Below are 18,235 nucleotides of genomic sequence, written 5' to 3' on the forward strand. Positions count from 1 at the left end.
GTTGTTTCTGCGGGTTGTATCTCCAATGCCTGTCCCGGCCTCATCGCCAGCAGGCTGGCTCCCACAGGGGCATGTGTACGCCACAGATCCAATGTGGGAGCCAGCCTGCTGGCGATGGGGCCAGGACAGGCAACAAAAAACCCGCAGACAATCACTCATCTGCGGGTTTTGTTGTTACGGGACTAAGAGCTACGCCCGACGCTCATGCATCCGCGCCAATTGCCGTTCCAGCATCGACGGATAAGGCTCCATCAACCGCTCCACACAGCAAGCACCCTCAGGGCTGGCAATCGGGCGGATCCGCGCACGCTGGCGGATCAGCGCGTCGTCACTGATCTTGCGCTCCACCAGCAGCAGGTTGCGGCTGTGTTGCGACAAGGCCAGGGCATCCTGAGCGGCCTCGGTCAGCAGCAGATCGATCTGGCTCAAACCGAACAACTCGTCGCCCAGCGTCAGGCCCAACTGCAATTGCAGGGTGATGCCGCTGTCCGCGACTTCGATCTGCAACTGATGGCCCAGTGCTCGCAACAGCTCACCGCAGCAGATCGCGTTGGTCAGGTAGTCGTCGCCGCTGTCTTCCGTGTGGAAGACCATCAGCGTGCTGCCATCGTTCAGGCTATGCAGTTCGCCCTCATAGAGTGACGCGGCCTGATCTAGGCAATCGCGATAGCGTTTCAGCAGTTCTTCCAGGCGTGTGCGCGGCAGACGACGCAGTTGATCCTGAGCACCGAGTTGCACGGCCAGGACGGCGCTGTGCTGTGGCACGTTCGAGATCACCGGTTTTGCTGCCGGTTTAGGCGCGGCGTCGGCCGATTCATCACGCAAATCGGCAAATGCATCATCGTCATCATCGTCTTCAACGGTGCTGACACTGCGCCGTGGTGCAGGCTTGAGGCCGGCCACAGGCTTGCTTTCATCGAAACTCGGATCACGCAGGTTGCGCACTTCGAAGGTCGGCTCGTTATCGTCGGCGTCTTCGTATTCGCTGTCGTCGTATTCCGGCTCAGGCGCAGGTTCCGGCTCGGCCGGCTCCGGCGCGAAATTGGCGTGCAGCTGACGGGCCAGGTCGCCGATCTCATCCTGACGCTCGGTGGCCGGGGTGTATTCGTCGATATTGCGCAGCCACACGCGCAATTGCAGCAGCGGCGTGGAGATGTGCCGACCCAGACGCAGGCTCAAGGCCAGGGACAGGGCCAGCAGAATTGCACTCAAAATACCCATGCTTTGCAGGCTGATGGTCATCGGTTGCTGGAACTGATCCATGTCCAGGCTGATGCGCAGTTGCCCGGCGGTCACGTCCTGGAACGTGATCTTGCTCTGGTACATGCCCTCGGCTTCGCCCAACAGGCTGTGCTTGGGGCGCTGACCGGCTTCGGCGAGGATGCGGTTATCCACGCTATAGATGGCGGCGTGGGCCACCAGCTTGTTTTTGGTCAGGTTGTTGAGCAGCACGTTGAGGCTGAGGATGTCGTTGGACACCAACAGCTCGGTGGCGGAGGTGGCGGTCTGCGTGGTCAGGCTTTCGCCCAGCGCATCGGCCTGCTCGTGCATGGCCTGCTTGAATTGCAAACCCATCACGCAGGCGTAGATCACCAGGGCCAGAGCGACCAGGATCACGTTATGGCTGGCGATGCGCAATGCAATCGGTACACGGCGGTGGCGCAGTGCACGGAAGATCAGCAGAAAGAAGTTATCGGTTTTTACTGGCGTGGGCCGGTTCACTTGAGCTCGGCTCTTTTGTCCGTGAAGTTGACGCGCAGTATAGCGACAGGCCCTAGACCGGCAAAGCGTTGACGGTGCCCGATGGTCACTGAAAGTGGGTAGAATGCGGTTTTTTTCCACTTGCGGGGGTGCGCCTTGCGCGAAATCGTCCTGATAAACATCACGGGAGTCGACCGTCCGGGTCTGACTGCGGCCATTACCGGCGTTCTGGCCCAGGGTGGTGTGAACATTCTCGACATCGGTCAGGCGGTGATCCACGACACCCTGTCGTTCGGCATCCTGGTTGAAATTCCAGGTACCGAGCAAGGCAAGTCGGTGCTCAAAGACATCCTGTTCAAGGGTTACGAGCTCGATCAGCAGGTGCGTTTCACGCCGGTGTCCGAAGAGGATTACCAGCAGTGGGTCGGCAACCAGGGCAAAAAACGCCACATCGTGACGCTATTGACCCGCAAAGTGACCGCCGGGCAATTGCAGGCCGTGAGTTCGATTACCGCCAAATATGGCCTGAACATCGATCACATTGATCGCTTGTCCGGGCGTATGCCGCTGGACACCCCGGCCGACAAGGGCAAGGGCTGCATCGAGTTTTCCGTGCGTGGTGAAGCGGCTGATCCGCAAGCGCTACGGGCCGAATTCCTCAGCGTCGCCCAGGAACTGAACGTCGACATCGCCTTCCAGGAAGATTCGCTGTTCCGCCGTAACCGCCGCCTGGCGGTGTTTGACATGGACTCGACGCTGATTGAGGCCGAAGTCATCGACGAACTGGCCAAGGCTGCGGGTGTGGGCGATCAGGTGTCTGAGATCACCGAGCGGGCGATGGCCGGTGAACTGGATTTCCGTGCGAGCTTCAAAGAACGCCTGGCTTTGCTCAAGGGGCTGGACGTCAGCGTGCTGGACTCGATCGGTGCTTCGTTGCGTCTGACTGAAGGCGCTGAAACCCTGTTCGCCGAACTCAAGCGTCTGGGCTACAAGACGGCGATCCTGTCGGGCGGCTTCACCTACTTCGCCAAGCAGTTGCAGGCCAAGTTGGGCATCGACTACGTGTTTGCCAACGAACTGGAAGTGGTCGACGGCAAGGTTACCGGCGTGGCGGTTGAGCCGATAGTTGATGCGCAGCGCAAGGCGGATCTGCTGAAGGAACTGGCGCACAAGGAAGGTTTGCGTCTGGAGCAGACCATTGCGGTCGGCGACGGTGCCAACGATTTGCCGATGCTGGCGATTGCCGGTCTGGGCGTGGCGTTCCGCGCCAAACCGCTGGTGAAGCAGTCGGCGAAGCAGGCGATTTCCACCCTTGGGCTGGATGGCGTGCTGTATCTGCTGGGCTTTCGGGATCGTGACGGGCAGCTCTGAGCCTCCCCAAGGCTGAAAGGCTCTTGTGGCGAGGGAGCTTGTCGGAACGCCGCACCGTCCCGCTGGGCTGCGAAGCGGCCCCAAAAAAAGGACTGCTATGCAGTCCTGGTGGGAGCAAGCTCCCTCGCAACAGGTATCGGGTTCATCCTCAAAGCGACTTCCACAACGAATCAAAATCCTCCTCAACGCCGCTCACCGCGGCGTTGTCGTTCCTGCTGGTCTCCAACGAGCGATAAGCAAACTGATTAAAACTGTTGGTGCTCGCCACCCGCCGATCCAGCCCGGCCCGGCGTTCCTGGCCGTTGGTGTTGATCAGCACTTTGCTGCCTTCCTGAAAGGGCAGGCGCGGTGCGAGCAACGTGGCGGGCAGGTCGATGGCGCTGATTTCCGGCAACAACAGGCCACGTAAATACTGACTGTGATCGTCCCGCGCTCGCACCAGTTGCAGCCCGCACGGCTCGGCGTATGGCGCGACCTGCTCAATCCCCATTTGCGTGCCACCGCCACGCACCTGACGAATCCAGCGCACCACCGCGATACTCCAGCCCTGATTGGCGGAGTCCTCGATTCCGACCATTTCGCCAGCTTGTAACTCGGCCGGCACTGCACCAGGCCATGCAAGGCAATATCCGCCGGGACTGTGATTGATGACTGGCAGAGCGTATGTCGGAAAATGCCGATTGCTATCAGCCGCCTCGTGGCCGTCGTCGTTCTGGAGTTGCGGGTATTCAATTTCTTCGTAAGGCAGCAAGGCATCGGCGTTGCCGTGGGGGGCGGCGTCGAACGCCCGGCCCCATTGATCGCTTTCCCGGCCAGCCGGGGAAGTGGCCGAAAACTGCGCAAGCCTGGTGCCAGGGTTTTTCAAAATATCGCTGAACGAACGCTGCCCGCCCAGATAGAAATGCAATGCGCTCATGCCCACGCACAGGGTCAACGTGCCTTGGCCGACGGTGCGTTGAAAGCTGCGCTCGGCCGCCTGGCCCCAGGCGGCGTGCAGGTGTTGCAACGTATCCAGGCTGAGCCCGCTCGGTACGGGCAGCGGCGGTGTACCGATAGTGCCTTGCAAATGCGCTTCGATGGCGGTGACCAGTGGCTGCGGATCGATCCCCAACAAACTGGCCTGCTGCTCGGCCCTGAACTTCGAGCGATAGCGCGGCCCGGTGTCGAGGTCCGGCGCGACGGCAAACAATCCTTCGGCGGGTTGGCCGGGTTGTAACTTGATCCATTGGCTCCAGGGCTCCAGCACCTCGGCAAGCCGGGCAATCTGGTTCTGGCGCAGTTGATTGCAGCGGGAGGCGCCGAGCAGCAGGGCCGAAACGTAGGTCTGTTCGATGCTCAGGGTTTTCGTCTCGTTGGCCAGCTCATCGCGCAGGCTCAGATGCTGGAGTTTGTGCGCGCAGGCGATTCGATACAGCTGATGCAGCTCCAGCCACAGGCCTTCCGGTACTGGGCAATACAGTTGAGTAGAGCGAATCAGTGGGCCGTTCAGGCAATGGATCGCCCGCTGCAGTGCTTGGGTCAACAGCGATGCTCGATCCTTGCTGAAGCGCGGGGTAATGCGCACGACGATCTGTTTGTAGCCAATCGCCAAGTGGCTTTGCAGTGCCTGGCAAAGGTTGGCGATCTTGCGCGAACGCTCGTCCAGCACAATCGCCTGATGCAGGAAATGTCGCTCCAGGTGTTTGCAGACGTAATACACCTCGGGTCGCAACAGTTCGAGCAGTTGCAGGCGATTGTCGCTGGGGGTGAGCAGTTGGTTGAGCTCGCTCAAGCCTTGATAGAGCAGGCGAGCGGTTTCGCCGATGTTGGCTTTGGGCAGGTTGGCGATCCAGCGCTTGAGGTCGCGCGGCGTCGGTTCACAGAACGACAGGCGTAGCTGCGTCGGGATCGGTGCACGTAGCAGCAGGTGGGGACTGGTCTCATTCATGCCGTGGAAAACTCCAACCGGGAAATGGGCGTGAATGACCTGACTGTAGCACCTGTGGATGTCGACCGTTTGTCTGTCAGCCGGGTGCCGCTCGGGTGTACTACTAATCTGACACACGTGCGACTGGATACGCACAGTCGTACGGCCTGTTGCCTACGCAGGGCAGGTCTCTTGTAACTTCAAGGAGATGAAGTTTATGTCTAGATACGTAGTGGCAAATCAATGGGGCGGTAGTTCGGCACCCTGGCATCCGGGCGGAGACTGGACGTTAGGCGCACGGGACAACCAGAACGTGGTCGCGATCGAGATCAAATCGGGCGATGGCGGGAAGAGCTTCACCGGCACCATGACTTACGCGGGTGAAGGTCCCATTGGCTTCAAGGCTCAGCGCACGGGCCAGAACCAGTACAACGTGGAAAATCAGTGGGGCGGCAACGACGCCCCATGGCATCCGGGTGGCAAGTGGGTCATCGGCGGCCGTGATAATCAGAACGTTGTGGCGTTGAGCGTCACCTCCAATGACGGAGGGAAAAACCTCAGTGGCACCAATACCTACGCCAACGAAGGGCCGATCGGTTTTCGTGGACAGATAGAGTAACGGCGCTACCGAAATGTCCGCCCCTTCGAAGACGTTCGACGGGGCGGATTAGCCAGGTCAGACTTTCGGCAAGCCCATGCCCTGGCCCATCTGTACTGGCGAACCAGCCGCCAGTTCTTCAGCCCATTTCACCTGGTCCGGCCCGAACAGCACGACAGCAGTCGAACCCAGCTTGAAGCGACCCAGTTCCGCACCTTTTTCCAGATGGATCGGCGCGCGGGCAGCTTCGTCGTAACGGAAGGTTTTCAGCTCGCGTTTCGGCGGCGTCACCAGCCCGGCCCACACGGTTTCAATCGAGGCCACGATCATCGCGCCCACCAGCACCACGGCCATCGGCCCGCGCTCGGTGTCGAAAATGCACGCCACACGCTCGTTGCGGGCAAACAGCTCCGGCACGTTTTCGGCGGTGGTCTGGTTGACCGAGAAAATCCGGCCCGGGATGTAAACCATCTCGCGCAGGGTGCCAGCCAGTGGCATGTGCACGCGGTGGTAGTCTTTCGGCGACAGGTAAATCGTCGCGAAATCGCCGCCCATGAACGGCGCAGCATTCGCGGCATCACCACCGAGCAATTCCAGCACGCTGAAGCTGTGGCCCTTGGCCTGGAACACGCGACCGTGTTCGATCGGGCCGAGTTGGCTGACCGCGCCGTCGGCCGGGCTGAGAATCGCGCCCGGGGTTTCATCGAGCGGGCGAGCACCGTCTTTCAACGCACGGGTGAAGAACGCGTTGAAGTGCTCGTAAGCGGTCAAGTCTTCGACCAGCGCCTGGGACATGTCCACCTGGTAACGCTTGGCGAACCAGGCGGTAAAGGCGTTCTTGAACCAGCGCACGCGGCATTCGGCAATGCAGCCGGCCAGTCGCGAGAGCAAGTGGTGAGGCAGCAGGTATTGGCTGAGGATAAACAAACGCTTATTCATTAACTGTCCTTAAAAACCTTAAATCTCTACGGGCGTATCGGGGTGGTTGCCCCATTCGCCCCAGGAGCCGGCGTAGCCTTTGACCCGCGGATAACCGAGGGACTTGGCCACTAGATAGGTGAAGCCAGAGCGATGGTGAGTCTGGCAGTGGGTAATGACTTCTTTGTCTTTGGTGATGCCGAGTTGTTCCAGGATCTGCGGCATGTCCGTGCGGATGCGCAGGTTGCGCGACTTATCCATGCCGGCCGTCCATTCGAAATTCACCGCGCCGGGAATGTGCCCGGCCTTGGCTGCCAGGACTTTCTCGCCGGAGTACTCCAGCGGGCCACGCGCGTCCCAGACCGCCAGGTCAGCGGCGCCGAGACGGCTTTGCAGGTATTCGCGAGTGGCGGTCGGTTCGTCGTGCAGGGTCAACGCAACCGGGCCGCCAACGTGGGGCGGGATCTGGATCGACATGGGCATGCCTTCTGCCAGCCACGCCGTCAGACCACCGTCTATATAGTGGTAATTGCGGTGGCCGATGACATCGAGCAGCCAGATAAAGCGCCCCGCCCAACCGCCACCTTCGTCGTCATACACCACGTAGACCGCATCGGGGTTGTGTCCCAACTCACCGAACAACGCTTCGAGTGCCGCTTGCGGCGGCATCAGCCCCGGCGCAGGCGCCTGACCGAGTTGCGTACGTTTGGGGTCGACAAAGCGTGCGCCGGGAATATGCCCTTCGGCATAGCGGGCGCTGCTGGTCAGGTCCACCAGAATCAGTTCGCGGGACTCGAGGCGAGGGAGCAAGTCGCTCGGCTCGATGACCAGCGCCAAGCCAGAGAAGTCAGACATGTGAGGTCTCCAGAGCACAAAGGGGAGGATTGTAGCGCAGCATTCATTGACCGCGCTGGCTAAAGCTATGGAGTGCCTTTTCAATGCACTGAGCCGTTTTACCGAAAGCTTGGACAGTGATTTCCGAAAACGGCCCGCCGCCCTGATCCGCAACAACAACCATGATTACCCGGCCATTATTGACCAGTGAGCGCAGCAGCAAGTGTTCGCCGCGAAACTGCGCGCGCAGGTTGGCAGGTAACAGGGCCGAGAACTGGGCGTTGTTGGCGGGTGTCAGTCGCACTTGGGCCTGTTGCGAGAGTAGCCGTTGCAGCACGGTGCTCTGACTGACGGCCAGGTTCAGCCCAGTCGCGTCCTTCTCCAGCCCGGCCGTTTGATGCGCACGCAAATTGGCGTGGGTGCGGTCGGCCATCAAAATCATCACCCGACGCATGCCGCACGCGACCAGCGCGTCCCGGGCAGAGGTGGTCAAGTGCATCGCGTTGGTGAAGCGGCTCGGCTCGACCAGCAGTTCAGCGCATTGTTTACGCCACGCCGTCAGGTCTTCGGTGGTCGGCGCCGGTGCCGGCAGCAAACCGGCGTGAATGCGGTTCACGCCCGATGGCCAGATCAGCGATACAGCGGGGTGCCATATGTCCGGCATGGCGTGCTGATGCGCGCTGTTGACGGCTTGTTGATGCAGTTGCTGCTGCACTTCGCTCATCGGCATTTGCAGGTAAAGGCTGGTCAGGTATTGCCAACGCTCGCTGTGCGGACTGTCCCAGGCCTGTTGCGCCGACAGTGCCAGGCCATTGGCCAATAGCACGGTATTGGCTGGCTGATTGAGCCAGCGGCGCAGGGTCGGATCGTCATCGAGACGGTTTTGCTGGCGCAAGGGATGCTCGCTGTCGCGGGCAATGCGCAGGACTTTGACCAGTTCTCGCTGCTCGTTGAGCAGCAGTCGATAACCTTGCTGGACCCAGATCGGCAAGCGCCAGATGTCCACCAGTGCCTGGCAGATGTCCAGCAAGCGAACGCCGAACAATTGCTTTTCGACGTTGCGCGCTGACTCGCCTTTATGAATCACCCGCAGTTCCCACTCTTCGAGCAACTGCGGATGAGTCAACGCCATCGGCCACAGCGGCGAGAGAAACAGCAGGCTGCCCCAGTGGATGTCCTGCCAGAGCCGCGCCAGGCGACCGGCGAAAAAACCGTTGGCCTGTTGGGTCGCATGCTGGCTGATCATCTGCAACTGACGCAAAGCCACCGGTATCTGTGATTGGGGTTCGGCAGGCAACCGGGCAAGCAACTCTTCGGTGCGCTTCAACCCGAGGCGATTGATCGCCACTTCAAGATTTTCCGCCGGCTCGGTCATGCTGCCGTGGGTGTGGCGATTGGCTTCGCGAATCACGCTCAAGGCCAGGGCCGGGCTGTCCTGCAACAGTTCGGCAATGTCACGAAGTGAACTGCGGTTATCGGCGAGGGCCCTGCAGACACGGTCGTGACTGTCTTGCGGAACCGGCAGGCGCACGCCATCGAGAAGCTTGACCCAGCCTTCAAGCGTGGTCGGTTTTGGGGTTGGGATGTTCGTTTCGTTAGCCATGGTTGGACGTGATCATCGTCTGCATTACCTATGCCCGGAGAGGGCTAAATTAGCTTTTCGCTTGAACTGGCTATAGTCTGGCGCAGTTTTGCCGATAAGTAGAAGAAGAGATTTTTTAACTTCCGAATATGACCTTGAACCCGACTCAGTAAGTGCTCTCCTACCTATGGCTAAATTAATCGGCATCATCGTCGTATTCGCGAGCGTGCTCGGCGGATACGTGCTCTCCCACGGCAAGATTGCCGCCCTGATCCAGCCTTTCGAGGTGTTGATTATCGGGGGCGCGGCCCTCGGTGCATTCCTGCAGGCCAACCCTGGTCATATGTTCAAACACGTTCTCAAGAAATCCTTGGGAATGTTCAGCTCGCGCTTCAACCACACGTTCTATCTGGAAGTGCTGGGGCTGATTTACGAGATCCTCAACAAGAGCCGCCGCGAAGGCATGATGGCAATCGAAGGCGACATCGAAGATGCTGCCGCGAGCCCGATTTTTGCCAAGTACCCGGCCGTTCTGAAAGATGACCGCATGACGGCGTACATCTGCGATTACCTGCGCATCATGTCCTCCGGTAACATGGCTCCCCATGAGCTCGAAGGCCTGTTCGACATGGAGCTGACCAGCCTCAAGGAAGACCTGGATCACCCGTCGCACGCGGTGAACGGCATCGCCGACGCCATGCCCGGTTTCGGTATCGTCGCGGCCGTGTTGGGGATCGTGGTGACCATGGCCTCCCTGGGTGAAAGCGATCAGAAAATGATCGGCGTCCACGTGGGTGCGGCACTGGTGGGTACCTTCTTCGGTATTCTCGCCGCCTACGGTTTCTTCGGCCCGCTGGCCCATGCCCTGGCCCACGAAGCCAAGGAAGAACTGAACGTCTACGAAGCCATCAAGGCCTCGCTGGTTGCTTCGGCTTCCGGCATGCCACCATCGCTGGCGGTGGAGTTCGGCCGCAAGGTTCTGTACCCGGCGCACCGTCCTAGCTTCGCTGAGCTGGAACAAGCGGTTCGCGGTCGCTAAGTCATGGAAAATAACCAGCCGATAATCATCAAGCGCGTAAAAAAATACGCGGGCGGGCATCACGGGGGCTCCTGGAAAATCGCCTTCGCTGACTTCGCGACGGCGATGATGGCGTTCTTCCTGGTGCTGTGGCTGCTGTCCACCGCAACGCCGGAACAGAAGATCGCCATCGCCGGTTACTTCAAGGACCCGGTCGGCTTCACCGAAAGCGGCACGCCGTACATCATCGATCTGGGCGGTTCCCCAACCCTGGCGCCGGAGAACACCCTCAACCCCGAAGTGAAGTCTCAGCCGCAACCCGACCGAGTCACCGTCGACACCGAACAGGTCGAAGGCATGGCCGAGCAGGTCGAGAAGGAACGCCTGGAACTGTTGCTGCAAGAGTTGCAGAACAAGGTCGATGAGAACCCGCAGCTGCAAAAATTCAAAGACCAGATCCTGTTCGAGATCACTCAGGACGGCTTGCGCATCCAGATCATGGACGCGGAAAACCGGCCGATGTTCGACTCAGGTTCAGCGCGCCTGAAACCGTACTTCGAAGACATCCTGCTGGCCATGGCCGACACCATCAAAGCGGTGCCGAACAAGATCAGCATCAGCGGCCACACCGATGCCAAGCCGTACTCGGGCACCGGTGATTTCGGCAACTGGGAACTCTCGGCCAACCGTGCCAACGCCGCCCGCCGTGCGCTGGTCGCCGGCAGTTATCCGGATCAGCAAGTGGCGCGGGTGGTCGGTTATGCCTCCTCGGCGCTGTTCGACCGCGAGAACCCGTTCAACCCGGTCAACCGCCGGATCGACATTGTGGTGTTGACCAAGAAGGCCCAGCGCGCCATCGAAGGTTCGCAAGGTGCTGAACCGGCACCTGCGCCAGCCCAAGGGCAGGGTGGTCCGGGCGAAGTGCCGACCACGCCAGTCGATCCGAACGCATTGCCGGCGGATAAACAACCGCTGCCGGCCCATGAGCTGCGCGAGCGACTGAATATCTTCGAAGACCCGGCACCGAAACCGGCGGAACCGCCGAAGCAGTGACCCTGCTGCCGATCATTTTCGTGGCGTCACGAAAATGATCGAGATCAGCAAAACAGCACAAAAAAGCCGACAGAGATGTCGGCTTTTTTGTGCCTGTCATATCTGAGGTCTGGGTATGCCAGTCATTTGTTGAGAGGCCAACCTTAGGTAGAGAAAATTCCTTCCTGGTTTAAAGACGGGTCTTACATCTATCCGTTTTTTTCGTTGTTAACGTGCCCGCCAGTTTCGCGTGCACAGACCATGGACGGTTTGGACATCGCGCTTTTACATCCTCTTTGCTTAAGGATAAGCGTATGTTCGGTTCGGCCAATACGGTGCATTTTGCGCTGCACATCCCCGATGTTCGTCACGATTTCAAGGTTCTCGCCTTTGACGGTGTCGAGGTCATCGGCGCCTTGTACGCGATTCACGTTGAGCTGGTCAGCGAACACCCGGATTTTGATCTGGAGAGCCTGCTCAGCCAGCCCGCCTTTCTCCAGTTCGGTCATAACGGCGAAGGCCTTCATGGCCGTATCGAAGAGGTGTTCGTCGGGGAGTCCGGCAAACGCCTGACCCGTTACCACTTGACCCTGGTGCCTGCGCTGTATTACTTGCAGTTCAGCCACAATCAGCGGATTTTCCAAAACCTGGCGGTTCCGCAAATCATCGCTCAGGTGCTCAAAGGTCACGGCATTCAGGCCGATGCCTTTACCTTCCATGTCAGCACCAGCCCCGAGCGCGAATACTGCACGCAGTATGGGGAAAATGACTTCGAGTTCGTCCAGCGGCTGTGCGCCGAGGACGGCATCGCCTGGCATCACCAGCATTCGGCAGAAGGTCATTTGCTGGTGTTCACCGACGACCAGACCTGCTTCCCCAAACTGGGCAAAACCCCCTATCAACAAGACTCCGGGATGGTGGCGGAGCACCCGGTGGTCAGCCAGTTTTCCATGGGCTTTCGCAGCCGCACCAGCACGACAACGCGCCGACATTACGACTTCCAGCGCCCCAGCCTGCTGCTGGAGAGCCGCTTCACCGCCGAGTTCAACCCAGAGCTGGAAGACTATCGCTATCCGGTTTTGATCGAGAATGAAAAACGCGGCAAACAACTCGCGCGCCAGGCCCTGGAGCGCCACCGTGCCGATTACCAAGTGGTCGAGGGCGCCAGCGATCAGCCGTGCCTGCGCAGTGGGCACTTTTTTGACCTGGCCGAGCACCCGCGCAAAGCCTGCAACGATCTGTGGTTGTTACTCAGCGTGTCGCACGCTGGGAAACAACCCCAGTCACTGGAAGAGGCCATTACCAGCAACATCAAACCCGAAGACGGTTTTACCCAAGGCTATCGCAACCGCTTCAGCGCCGTTCCCTGGGATGTGTTTTATCGGCCACCGCTACCTGCACCAAGACCGGCATTGGTCTGCCAGACTGCCCGCGTTACCGGCCCGGCCGGTGAGGAGATCTATTGCGACGAATATGGTCGTGTGAAGGTCGAATTTCCTTGGTGCAGGGCCGAACTCAACAGTGAAAAAAGCAGTTGCTGGCTGCGGGTTTCCTCCAGCTGGGCGGGTGACAGCTTTGGGGCGGTGACCGTCCCGCGCATCGGCATGGAAGTGGTCATCACTTATCTGGACGGCAATCCTGACAATCCGCTCATTACCGGGTGTGTACCGAACAAGGTCACGTCTGTGCCGTATGCGTTGCCCGAGCACAAAACCAAAACCGTCTTGCGCAGCCACAGCTCCCCGCATACCGGCGGTTACAACGAGCTGTCGATTGAAGACCGCGCCGGGCAGGAACGCATCTACCTGCGCGCCCAACGAGACATCGAGCAACTGATCCTCAAAGACAGCAACACCAAGATAGGCAACGACCGCCGCGAGCAGATCACCCGCGACAGCCACAGCCTGATCAGCAACGACCGCTTCGAACAGGTCGACAACCACAGCGCCAGCCTGATCAAGGGCGACGAGTTGCACACCACTCAGGGTGAGCGCAACACGGTGATCGGCGGTAATGAACTGATCACCATCGCCGGCAATAGCAGCACCTCGGCAGAGGGCACGTTGGTGATTCAGGCTGGGGCGCATGCCCATGTCAGCGCCGCCAATGTGGTCATTAATGCCGGAACGAGCTTGACGCTTACGGCCGGTGGTCAGCACATCGTCATTAATTCCAACGGGATTTTCAGCAGTGTGGCCATTGCCGAGGGCGGTTCGCCGGTCGCGGGCCTGCCGGGGCAGGCGGCACTGTCAGTAGTTCCCCAAGCTGCCGAGGCAGTGGTTATCGACACCCTCCCCATGGAAGTCCTGCTCAAACAGAACATCGTCTTTCGTGAGGCCGATACCGGCATTTGCCCGATATGCGATGCCGCCCCGGAACATCAGTTAACAGAGAGGGCTGAAGCATGACCCCGATCACCCCGAACAAAGGCCTGCTCCTGCTTGACGGTTCCCAGTATGAGGACGCTTTCGATTGGCTTCACGAGCACTACGGCGCAGACGCTCCTCAATCGCTTTTCAAGGGAACCGCCTACGAGCGGATTGGCCCAGCGGGGCCATTTCTGCTCAATGCCTCACTGGGTAGCTCAGCCTACGCCGCTTGGTGGGGTGGCTCTGATTTGCAACACAGTGTTTGGCTGGCTACTCCACAGAGTGCCCAACAATGGCAACCGATCCTGCAGCGTCGGTTGCGCATATTTGATGAATACCAGCGAGAGCTATGGCTGCGTCTGGCGGATAGCTCGGTGCTGCTACGTGGCTGTTTGGCCGGAGCGCAATGGCCAGCAGGCTTTTGGTTTGGTGTGGAAAGCGTCTGGCTACGCCATGGCAACGCGCCAGTGTGCGCTTGGGAAAACCAGGCGCCGGAATTCGACTCAGCACCGGCCAATAAAGGTCTGGCCGCGCAAATCACCCTGCCTGAGCCGCTTCTGCATGCACTGAGCCTTCCCGCCAACCCGGAGAAAAACCCATGAGCGCCCAGAACAAAATCCGTGTTGGAACGTGCCCGCTGTTCGCTGCCGTTTTGCCACTGCGATACGCCCTCGGCCCAACCGTCGCGGTCGATACCGAAGCCTACGACTTGCCGGCGTTGAGTGGCTCGTTTCCCGAGTTGGGGCCTCGGCATCCTGATTTGACAGGGCACGCGCTCAGCTACACCTCGCGCTTGTTGCGCGACGGTTGGCTTTATGTCTTGGAGAGCAGTCCACCCAAGTTGGTGGAGTATCAGGTCGAAAAAGCTCAGCTTACCCAAACCCCACGTGCAGGCAGGGTGATCGACACCCGGATCAAACCGCATCTGGTGTTAAGAGCTGGCGACCCTGTCGGATTGGTCTGGTCGCCCGTTCGCTGGAGTGAGGTCCAATATCAGGCCGCCAGGAAAGACCCAGCGGTGCGTCAGCGCATCATGCGCAGTTTTGTGCCGGGCGTTGCGCCGTTCAGTGGCAAGGTTGACACCATCGCCAAGCGAATTGGCGAATACAACGATGCGAAGAGCTATGGCTGGAGCGCGGAGCCCGAGACGGAGCACGCACCCGATCGGTTGAAATTGCAGCGTCAGATGAAGGCCTGCGAGCAACAAACCTACGCGGTCATTGATGACGCATGGGGCGTTCTGCTCGACCTCGCTGCGCTGATGCGTGTGCGTAAAGAAGCGTTCGACAATTACCAGGAACATCACGTTGAAGAGTGGGCGATGGCCAGCGTCATCAAATCACTGAGCGAAGGCGACCGCCAACTGAGTGCACAACTGCCGTCTATCACTCGCTATGACGAACTCCAGCAGGCGTGGAAAGATCAAGAGATCCAAAACAATCGGTATACCGCCGACACGCGGCATCTGGCCCAACTCTGGGTGGCGTGGTTCAACACCCTGCAAGTGACCGGTCCATCGAGCATGGACACGGCTTGCGGTCATTTCGACATCACTCAGTCGATGGCGCGTGAGGCACTGGAATTGCATTTCGCAGCGGCGTGCCTGGGGGCGGCCAGCACCAGTATCGGAGCCGAGGCCATTACCCTCAGTCTGGAGAGTGACAAGGCCGGTAAGCCATGGCTGCTTTGGGCATTGCTCGGGTTGCCGTCACGGCTGGGTGTTGGCGAAATCAAATACCTTGTGGACTTCAGTGATGTGGCCCGCGATAACCAGGCTGCTGTTCAAGAAGGCGCCAGCAAACTCGCCAGAGCCTTTGGTTATGCCGATGCGCTGAACAAGACCGCCGACAAACTCAAGCAACACAAACCTGCAGCCAGCATCGAAGCGCTGTTTTTGGCCGTTGCGCCTGTCGCGGCGCTGCAATTGCACCACGCGGACAATGTCACCAGCCCAGTCGGGCGGGTGTACATGGCGGCAGCCCTTGCCCGCAGCGACCAACGCATCCAGACCTCCGGCGTCACACCGCGCCAAATGGGCGAGTGGTACAGCGATTTGATGGGGACTCGCCAGGCATTGCCCGCTCATCTGAACGTCGCGCCATTGGCCAGTGGAGTGACGGGCGGAATCCCGTTCATGCACCTGGTGCCAGCCAGTACCAAGCTGCCGCCGTTGCCGGTGAATCTGGCGGTGGGTGTTGAATTGGGCAGTGTGTTTGATTTGAAAAGTGCGCTGAGCAAGGCGCCGATCAAGTCGATTGTGACGTTGGTGGCGGGGGTGAATTTTGTTTGGGCTATGGATCAACTGGTGGATAGCGAAACGGCTAAAAAATGGATTGGTGGTTTTGGGGCCTTGGTTGGCGTTGGGGCAGCAGGTGCGGCCGTAGTTCAGCGAGTGGCGGAGGTTGATTGGGCTTCGGCTGTTCGCCAGAGCGGAAGCACGTCCATTTCATCACGTCTGCTTTTGGCCAGAGCGTTGGGCCGAGCAGCCAATGCAGCACTGGCACAAGGTGCTTTCCTTGCCTTCGACGTCGTACTTTATGGGATAGACGCCTTCGAGGCGTACCAAGCGGGTGACTTCGACACTATGTCTGCCAACCTGGCAGTAGTCGGTGCTTCGCTGGCTAGTATCAAAATCCAGGTCGAGGCTTTTCGCGCATTGCGAATCGCTCGGGCTGCGGTGTTAGCTGGGGATGCAGCGACGATTGCCCAAGGGCTAAATGCAGTGCCGCACTTTGGAGTCAAGCTGCTGGGGCTGACGGTCGTGATTGTCGGCGGGGTCATTGCCCGTCTCTACACGGCTGACTCGCGGCTGGAAAAGTGGGTAAAAAACAGCCACTTTGGTATCCGTCCGGACGACACTTGGTCCAACAGCTATGCCCTGTCCATGGATAATCTGTACCCCATTTTGTTCCCCATCAGTTTTGATGCCCGCCGGCTGGCAGAAATGCACCCCTACCAAGGCCAGGTCACCTCCACCTATCTGATGCTGAATCTCCCCGGAGAAAATGTGCCGTTGACAGATGCCATGATTCACTTCAAGGGACAGGAAGTCTGGGGCGATACACTCGGCTACCACCCTGAGCAGATAAAAAAGGTCGAGTGGACGGGCAAAGACTTTGCGCCACATAGCGGCACTCGTATTCCTGTACGAGCCGGCATCACCCCTTACCGTCGTGTCTACCATGAGAATGGTGTGCGGGACCTGCAACGTATCGAAGGCGAATTAATCTATTCCCCACAAGAAGGACTGACGCTGCCAGCGGTCAAAATCATGGAACGAGCTTGGATATGAATACGCCAGAACAATCGCACTTCAGTGCTGCACCCACGGCAATTCTTGAAGCGAACAAATCCACGGGTGAACAGCCGATGGAGTTGTTCATTACCGATGAGCACACCGAACATTACTTGGCGTTGCAAGCAGGTGGCGACTCGGATCGGGGGCAATTTACAGGTCTCGGCGGGTGGATTGGATTGGGTGGGCTAGGAATGGCTTTTTTGTTAATGATCAATGGAAAGTGGGAAAGCGTTCCCACGGGGCTGATCATGTCGGCAGCTTTTTTTCTTGTTCCTTTTCTATGGGAAACCCTGCGCCCTTTACCCCTGCCCATCCTGTTCAACCGCCGCACCCGCGAAGTGTATTTCGATCACGAAGGCGAGCTGTTTCACACCCCGTGGGATGGCATCTCAGCCGTAGCAAATGAATTTCAACTGGTGGGCGCCCAAATCGGTGCCATACAAAGCGCATCGCTTGAAATTCGAGTGTGGAAATTTGAACAACCGGAAACTGCATTGATGATCAGCCTCGGTGCACCTTTTGGAAAAACACTGGTGATGCAAAAAGGCTTTTGGGAATACATCCGTTCTTATATGAACAATGGCCCTTATTTTGACGAACAGGGCAATCACAGTGAGTCTGATGCATTCGTAAAAAGCCAATTGGCCGTGCGATTTAAAATGAGCGACAGCTTCAAACACACACTGGCGCAGTTGAAACAGGCGAAAAAGGAGGCGGGCGGCAAGAACTACTTGGGCGCCAGTGATGTTGCAAAGCTGATACTCGAACCGATGTTTTACCCCCAGGATCGAATTCAGGAATTCACCTACAGCCTCGCCAAACGCCGCTCCCGCAACTTGTGGCCTAAAGTTGTCACTGAACGCCTGAAAGCCAATGGCCCAGCTACGCGTCTTGTCGATCTGGAGCGTGAAAAAGCAGCGCCGAACTGAAGTCGATTGCTCATTTCTCCGCATGGGTCTGAATCTACCGGTGCGCAAAATTCAAGGTGTTAGCCAGTTTCGGAGAACGTTGTAGGACGTCTCCGAGACGCACAAACCGGGTTTTACTTCACCTAATGGCTCGCTTATAGTTCGCCCGTCGCCGACGAATCGGTGATCGATCTTAGCCGGTCAAACAAAGAGTGCACGGGCGCCCCCTGAAAGGAGGCGCTTTTTGCTGCCTATGTTTTTATATCTATGGCGGCTGTGCGTGGGACACCTTCGGGTGTGCCGGAGTTCTCTTTGTCCGGTCGGCTAACCCGCGTACAGCTGTCACCTAATTTGCTTAGCCGCAAATGGTGGGAGCTCTTAACTCAAAGAGAAGTCCCCATGTCCAAATACCACCCGCTCCAAGGCAATTTCAGCGTCGGCCCGACGTTGTTCATCGATACCGAAGCCAAAGCTTCCGACCTTCTTGAAACCGCCACACACCGCATAAAAGCCGCCCGTAATCTGCTCAACAGCGTGGTGTGTCTGTGTATAAAAGACGCCGAAGGTCACGACCTGGAGCATTTCGCCAATGCAGCCCATATGTTGCTTCAAGACGGCTGTGACGCCTTGGATGCCTTAGACTGGAAACTGGAAAAAGCCGTACTCTGAAGATCAGAAAGCCGCGAGATGATCGCGGCTT

Annotated in this window: 14 protein-coding genes; 9 read left to right on the top strand and 5 right to left on the bottom strand. The window is 58.8% G+C overall.

Translation table 11 applies throughout. From position 1 onward, the window contains the following. Positions 1-189: 189 nt before the first annotated feature. Positions 190-1,722, bottom strand: coding sequence for an AhpA/YtjB family protein (locus ACYZT8_RS02225; protein ID WP_461978888.1), 1,533 nt, complete (start codon positions 1,720-1,722; stop codon positions 190-192). 135 nt (positions 1,723-1,857) lie between these two features. On the opposite strand from ACYZT8_RS02225, the gene serB reads away from it, so the two are divergent. Next, positions 1,858-3,072, top strand: coding sequence for a phosphoserine phosphatase SerB (gene serB, locus ACYZT8_RS02230; RefSeq protein WP_461978890.1), 1,215 nt, complete (start codon positions 1,858-1,860; stop codon positions 3,070-3,072). Between the two features lie 148 nt (positions 3,073-3,220). On the opposite strand, the gene ACYZT8_RS02235 is transcribed toward serB, so the two are convergent. After that, the gene (locus tag ACYZT8_RS02235; protein WP_461978892.1) at positions 3,221-4,999 is read right to left on the bottom strand and encodes a molecular chaperone; all 1,779 of its coding nucleotides are present in this window, start codon (positions 4,997-4,999) and stop codon (positions 3,221-3,223) included. Between the two features lie 196 nt (positions 5,000-5,195). On the opposite strand from ACYZT8_RS02235, the gene ACYZT8_RS02240 reads away from it, so the two are divergent. After that, on the top strand, positions 5,196-5,597 hold the full coding sequence (locus tag ACYZT8_RS02240; protein ID WP_094469425.1) for a lectin OAA family protein: 402 nt from the start codon (positions 5,196-5,198) through the stop codon (positions 5,595-5,597). A gap of 57 nt (positions 5,598-5,654) precedes the next feature. Here ACYZT8_RS02240 and asd read toward each other — a convergent pair whose 3' ends face one another. The 3 genes from asd to ACYZT8_RS02255 are packed head-to-tail and all read right to left on the bottom strand — an operon-like array spanning position 5,655 to position 8,931. Further along, positions 5,655-6,515: an archaetidylserine decarboxylase gene (asd, locus tag ACYZT8_RS02245; protein ID WP_461978894.1), complete on the bottom strand. Its 861-nt coding sequence runs from the start codon at positions 6,513-6,515 to the stop codon at positions 5,655-5,657. A gap of 18 nt (positions 6,516-6,533) precedes the next feature. After that, the gene (locus ACYZT8_RS02250) at positions 6,534-7,349 is read right to left on the bottom strand and encodes a rhodanese-like domain-containing protein (protein ID WP_461978896.1); all 816 of its coding nucleotides are present in this window, start codon (positions 7,347-7,349) and stop codon (positions 6,534-6,536) included. A 43-nt stretch (positions 7,350-7,392) separates the two neighbouring features. Beyond that, the gene (locus ACYZT8_RS02255) at positions 7,393-8,931 is read right to left on the bottom strand and encodes an HDOD domain-containing protein (RefSeq protein WP_461978898.1); all 1,539 of its coding nucleotides are present in this window, start codon (positions 8,929-8,931) and stop codon (positions 7,393-7,395) included. A 166-nt stretch (positions 8,932-9,097) separates the two neighbouring features. Between ACYZT8_RS02255 and motA the strand changes: the two genes are divergently transcribed. From motA to ACYZT8_RS02290, 7 genes are all read left to right on the top strand, one after another. Further along, positions 9,098-9,949, top strand: a complete 852-nt coding sequence (gene motA / locus ACYZT8_RS02260; protein WP_461978900.1) for a flagellar motor stator protein MotA — start codon at positions 9,098-9,100, stop codon at positions 9,947-9,949. 3 nt (positions 9,950-9,952) lie between these two features. Next, entirely contained in the window at positions 9,953-10,981 is a 1,029-nt protein-coding gene (gene motB, locus ACYZT8_RS02265) for a flagellar motor protein MotB (RefSeq protein WP_461978902.1), read from the top strand. 293 nt (positions 10,982-11,274) lie between these two features. Next, positions 11,275-13,368, top strand: coding sequence for a type VI secretion system tip protein TssI/VgrG (gene tssI / locus ACYZT8_RS02270; RefSeq protein WP_461978904.1), 2,094 nt, complete (start codon positions 11,275-11,277; stop codon positions 13,366-13,368). Then, positions 13,365-13,931 (top strand): DUF4123 domain-containing protein, encoded by a 567-nt coding sequence (locus ACYZT8_RS02275; RefSeq protein ID WP_461978906.1) that lies wholly within the window; start codon positions 13,365-13,367, stop codon positions 13,929-13,931. Before tssI ends, ACYZT8_RS02275 begins: the two co-directional genes overlap by 4 nt. Beyond that, entirely contained in the window at positions 13,928-16,621 is a 2,694-nt protein-coding gene (locus ACYZT8_RS02280; protein ID WP_461978908.1) for a toxin VasX, read from the top strand. Before ACYZT8_RS02275 ends, ACYZT8_RS02280 begins: the two co-directional genes overlap by 4 nt. Next, entirely contained in the window at positions 16,618-17,556 is a 939-nt protein-coding gene (locus ACYZT8_RS02285) for a hypothetical protein (protein ID WP_461978910.1), read from the top strand. The genes ACYZT8_RS02280 and ACYZT8_RS02285 overlap by 4 nt, the downstream gene beginning before the upstream one ends. 378 nt (positions 17,557-17,934) lie before the next feature. Then, positions 17,935-18,204 (top strand): hypothetical protein, encoded by a 270-nt coding sequence (locus ACYZT8_RS02290; protein WP_461978912.1) that lies wholly within the window; start codon positions 17,935-17,937, stop codon positions 18,202-18,204. Positions 18,205-18,235: the final 31 nt, after the last annotated feature.

It is taken from the genome of Pseudomonas sp. LB3P93, from assembly GCF_054898025.1.

Coding starts and splice junctions, on each gene's coding strand:
- ACYZT8_RS02235 (WP_461978892.1), bottom strand. CDS start 4,999: ATGAATGAGACCAGTCCCCACCTGCTGCTACGTGCACCGATCCCGACG.
- ACYZT8_RS02240 (WP_094469425.1), top strand. CDS start 5,196: ATGTCTAGATACGTAGTGGCAAATCAATGGGGCGGTAGTTCGGCACCC.
- asd (WP_461978894.1), bottom strand. CDS start 6,515: ATGAATAAGCGTTTGTTTATCCTCAGCCAATACCTGCTGCCTCACCAC.
- ACYZT8_RS02250 (WP_461978896.1), bottom strand. CDS start 7,349: ATGTCTGACTTCTCTGGCTTGGCGCTGGTCATCGAGCCGAGCGACTTG.
- ACYZT8_RS02255 (WP_461978898.1), bottom strand. CDS start 8,931: ATGGCTAACGAAACGAACATCCCAACCCCAAAACCGACCACGCTTGAA.
- motA (WP_461978900.1), top strand. CDS start 9,098: ATGGCTAAATTAATCGGCATCATCGTCGTATTCGCGAGCGTGCTCGGC.
- motB (WP_461978902.1), top strand. CDS start 9,953: ATGGAAAATAACCAGCCGATAATCATCAAGCGCGTAAAAAAATACGCG.
- tssI (WP_461978904.1), top strand. CDS start 11,275: ATGTTCGGTTCGGCCAATACGGTGCATTTTGCGCTGCACATCCCCGAT.
- ACYZT8_RS02275 (WP_461978906.1), top strand. CDS start 13,365: ATGACCCCGATCACCCCGAACAAAGGCCTGCTCCTGCTTGACGGTTCC.
- ACYZT8_RS02280 (WP_461978908.1), top strand. CDS start 13,928: ATGAGCGCCCAGAACAAAATCCGTGTTGGAACGTGCCCGCTGTTCGCT.
- ACYZT8_RS02285 (WP_461978910.1), top strand. CDS start 16,618: ATGAATACGCCAGAACAATCGCACTTCAGTGCTGCACCCACGGCAATT.
- ACYZT8_RS02290 (WP_461978912.1), top strand. CDS start 17,935: ATGTCCAAATACCACCCGCTCCAAGGCAATTTCAGCGTCGGCCCGACG.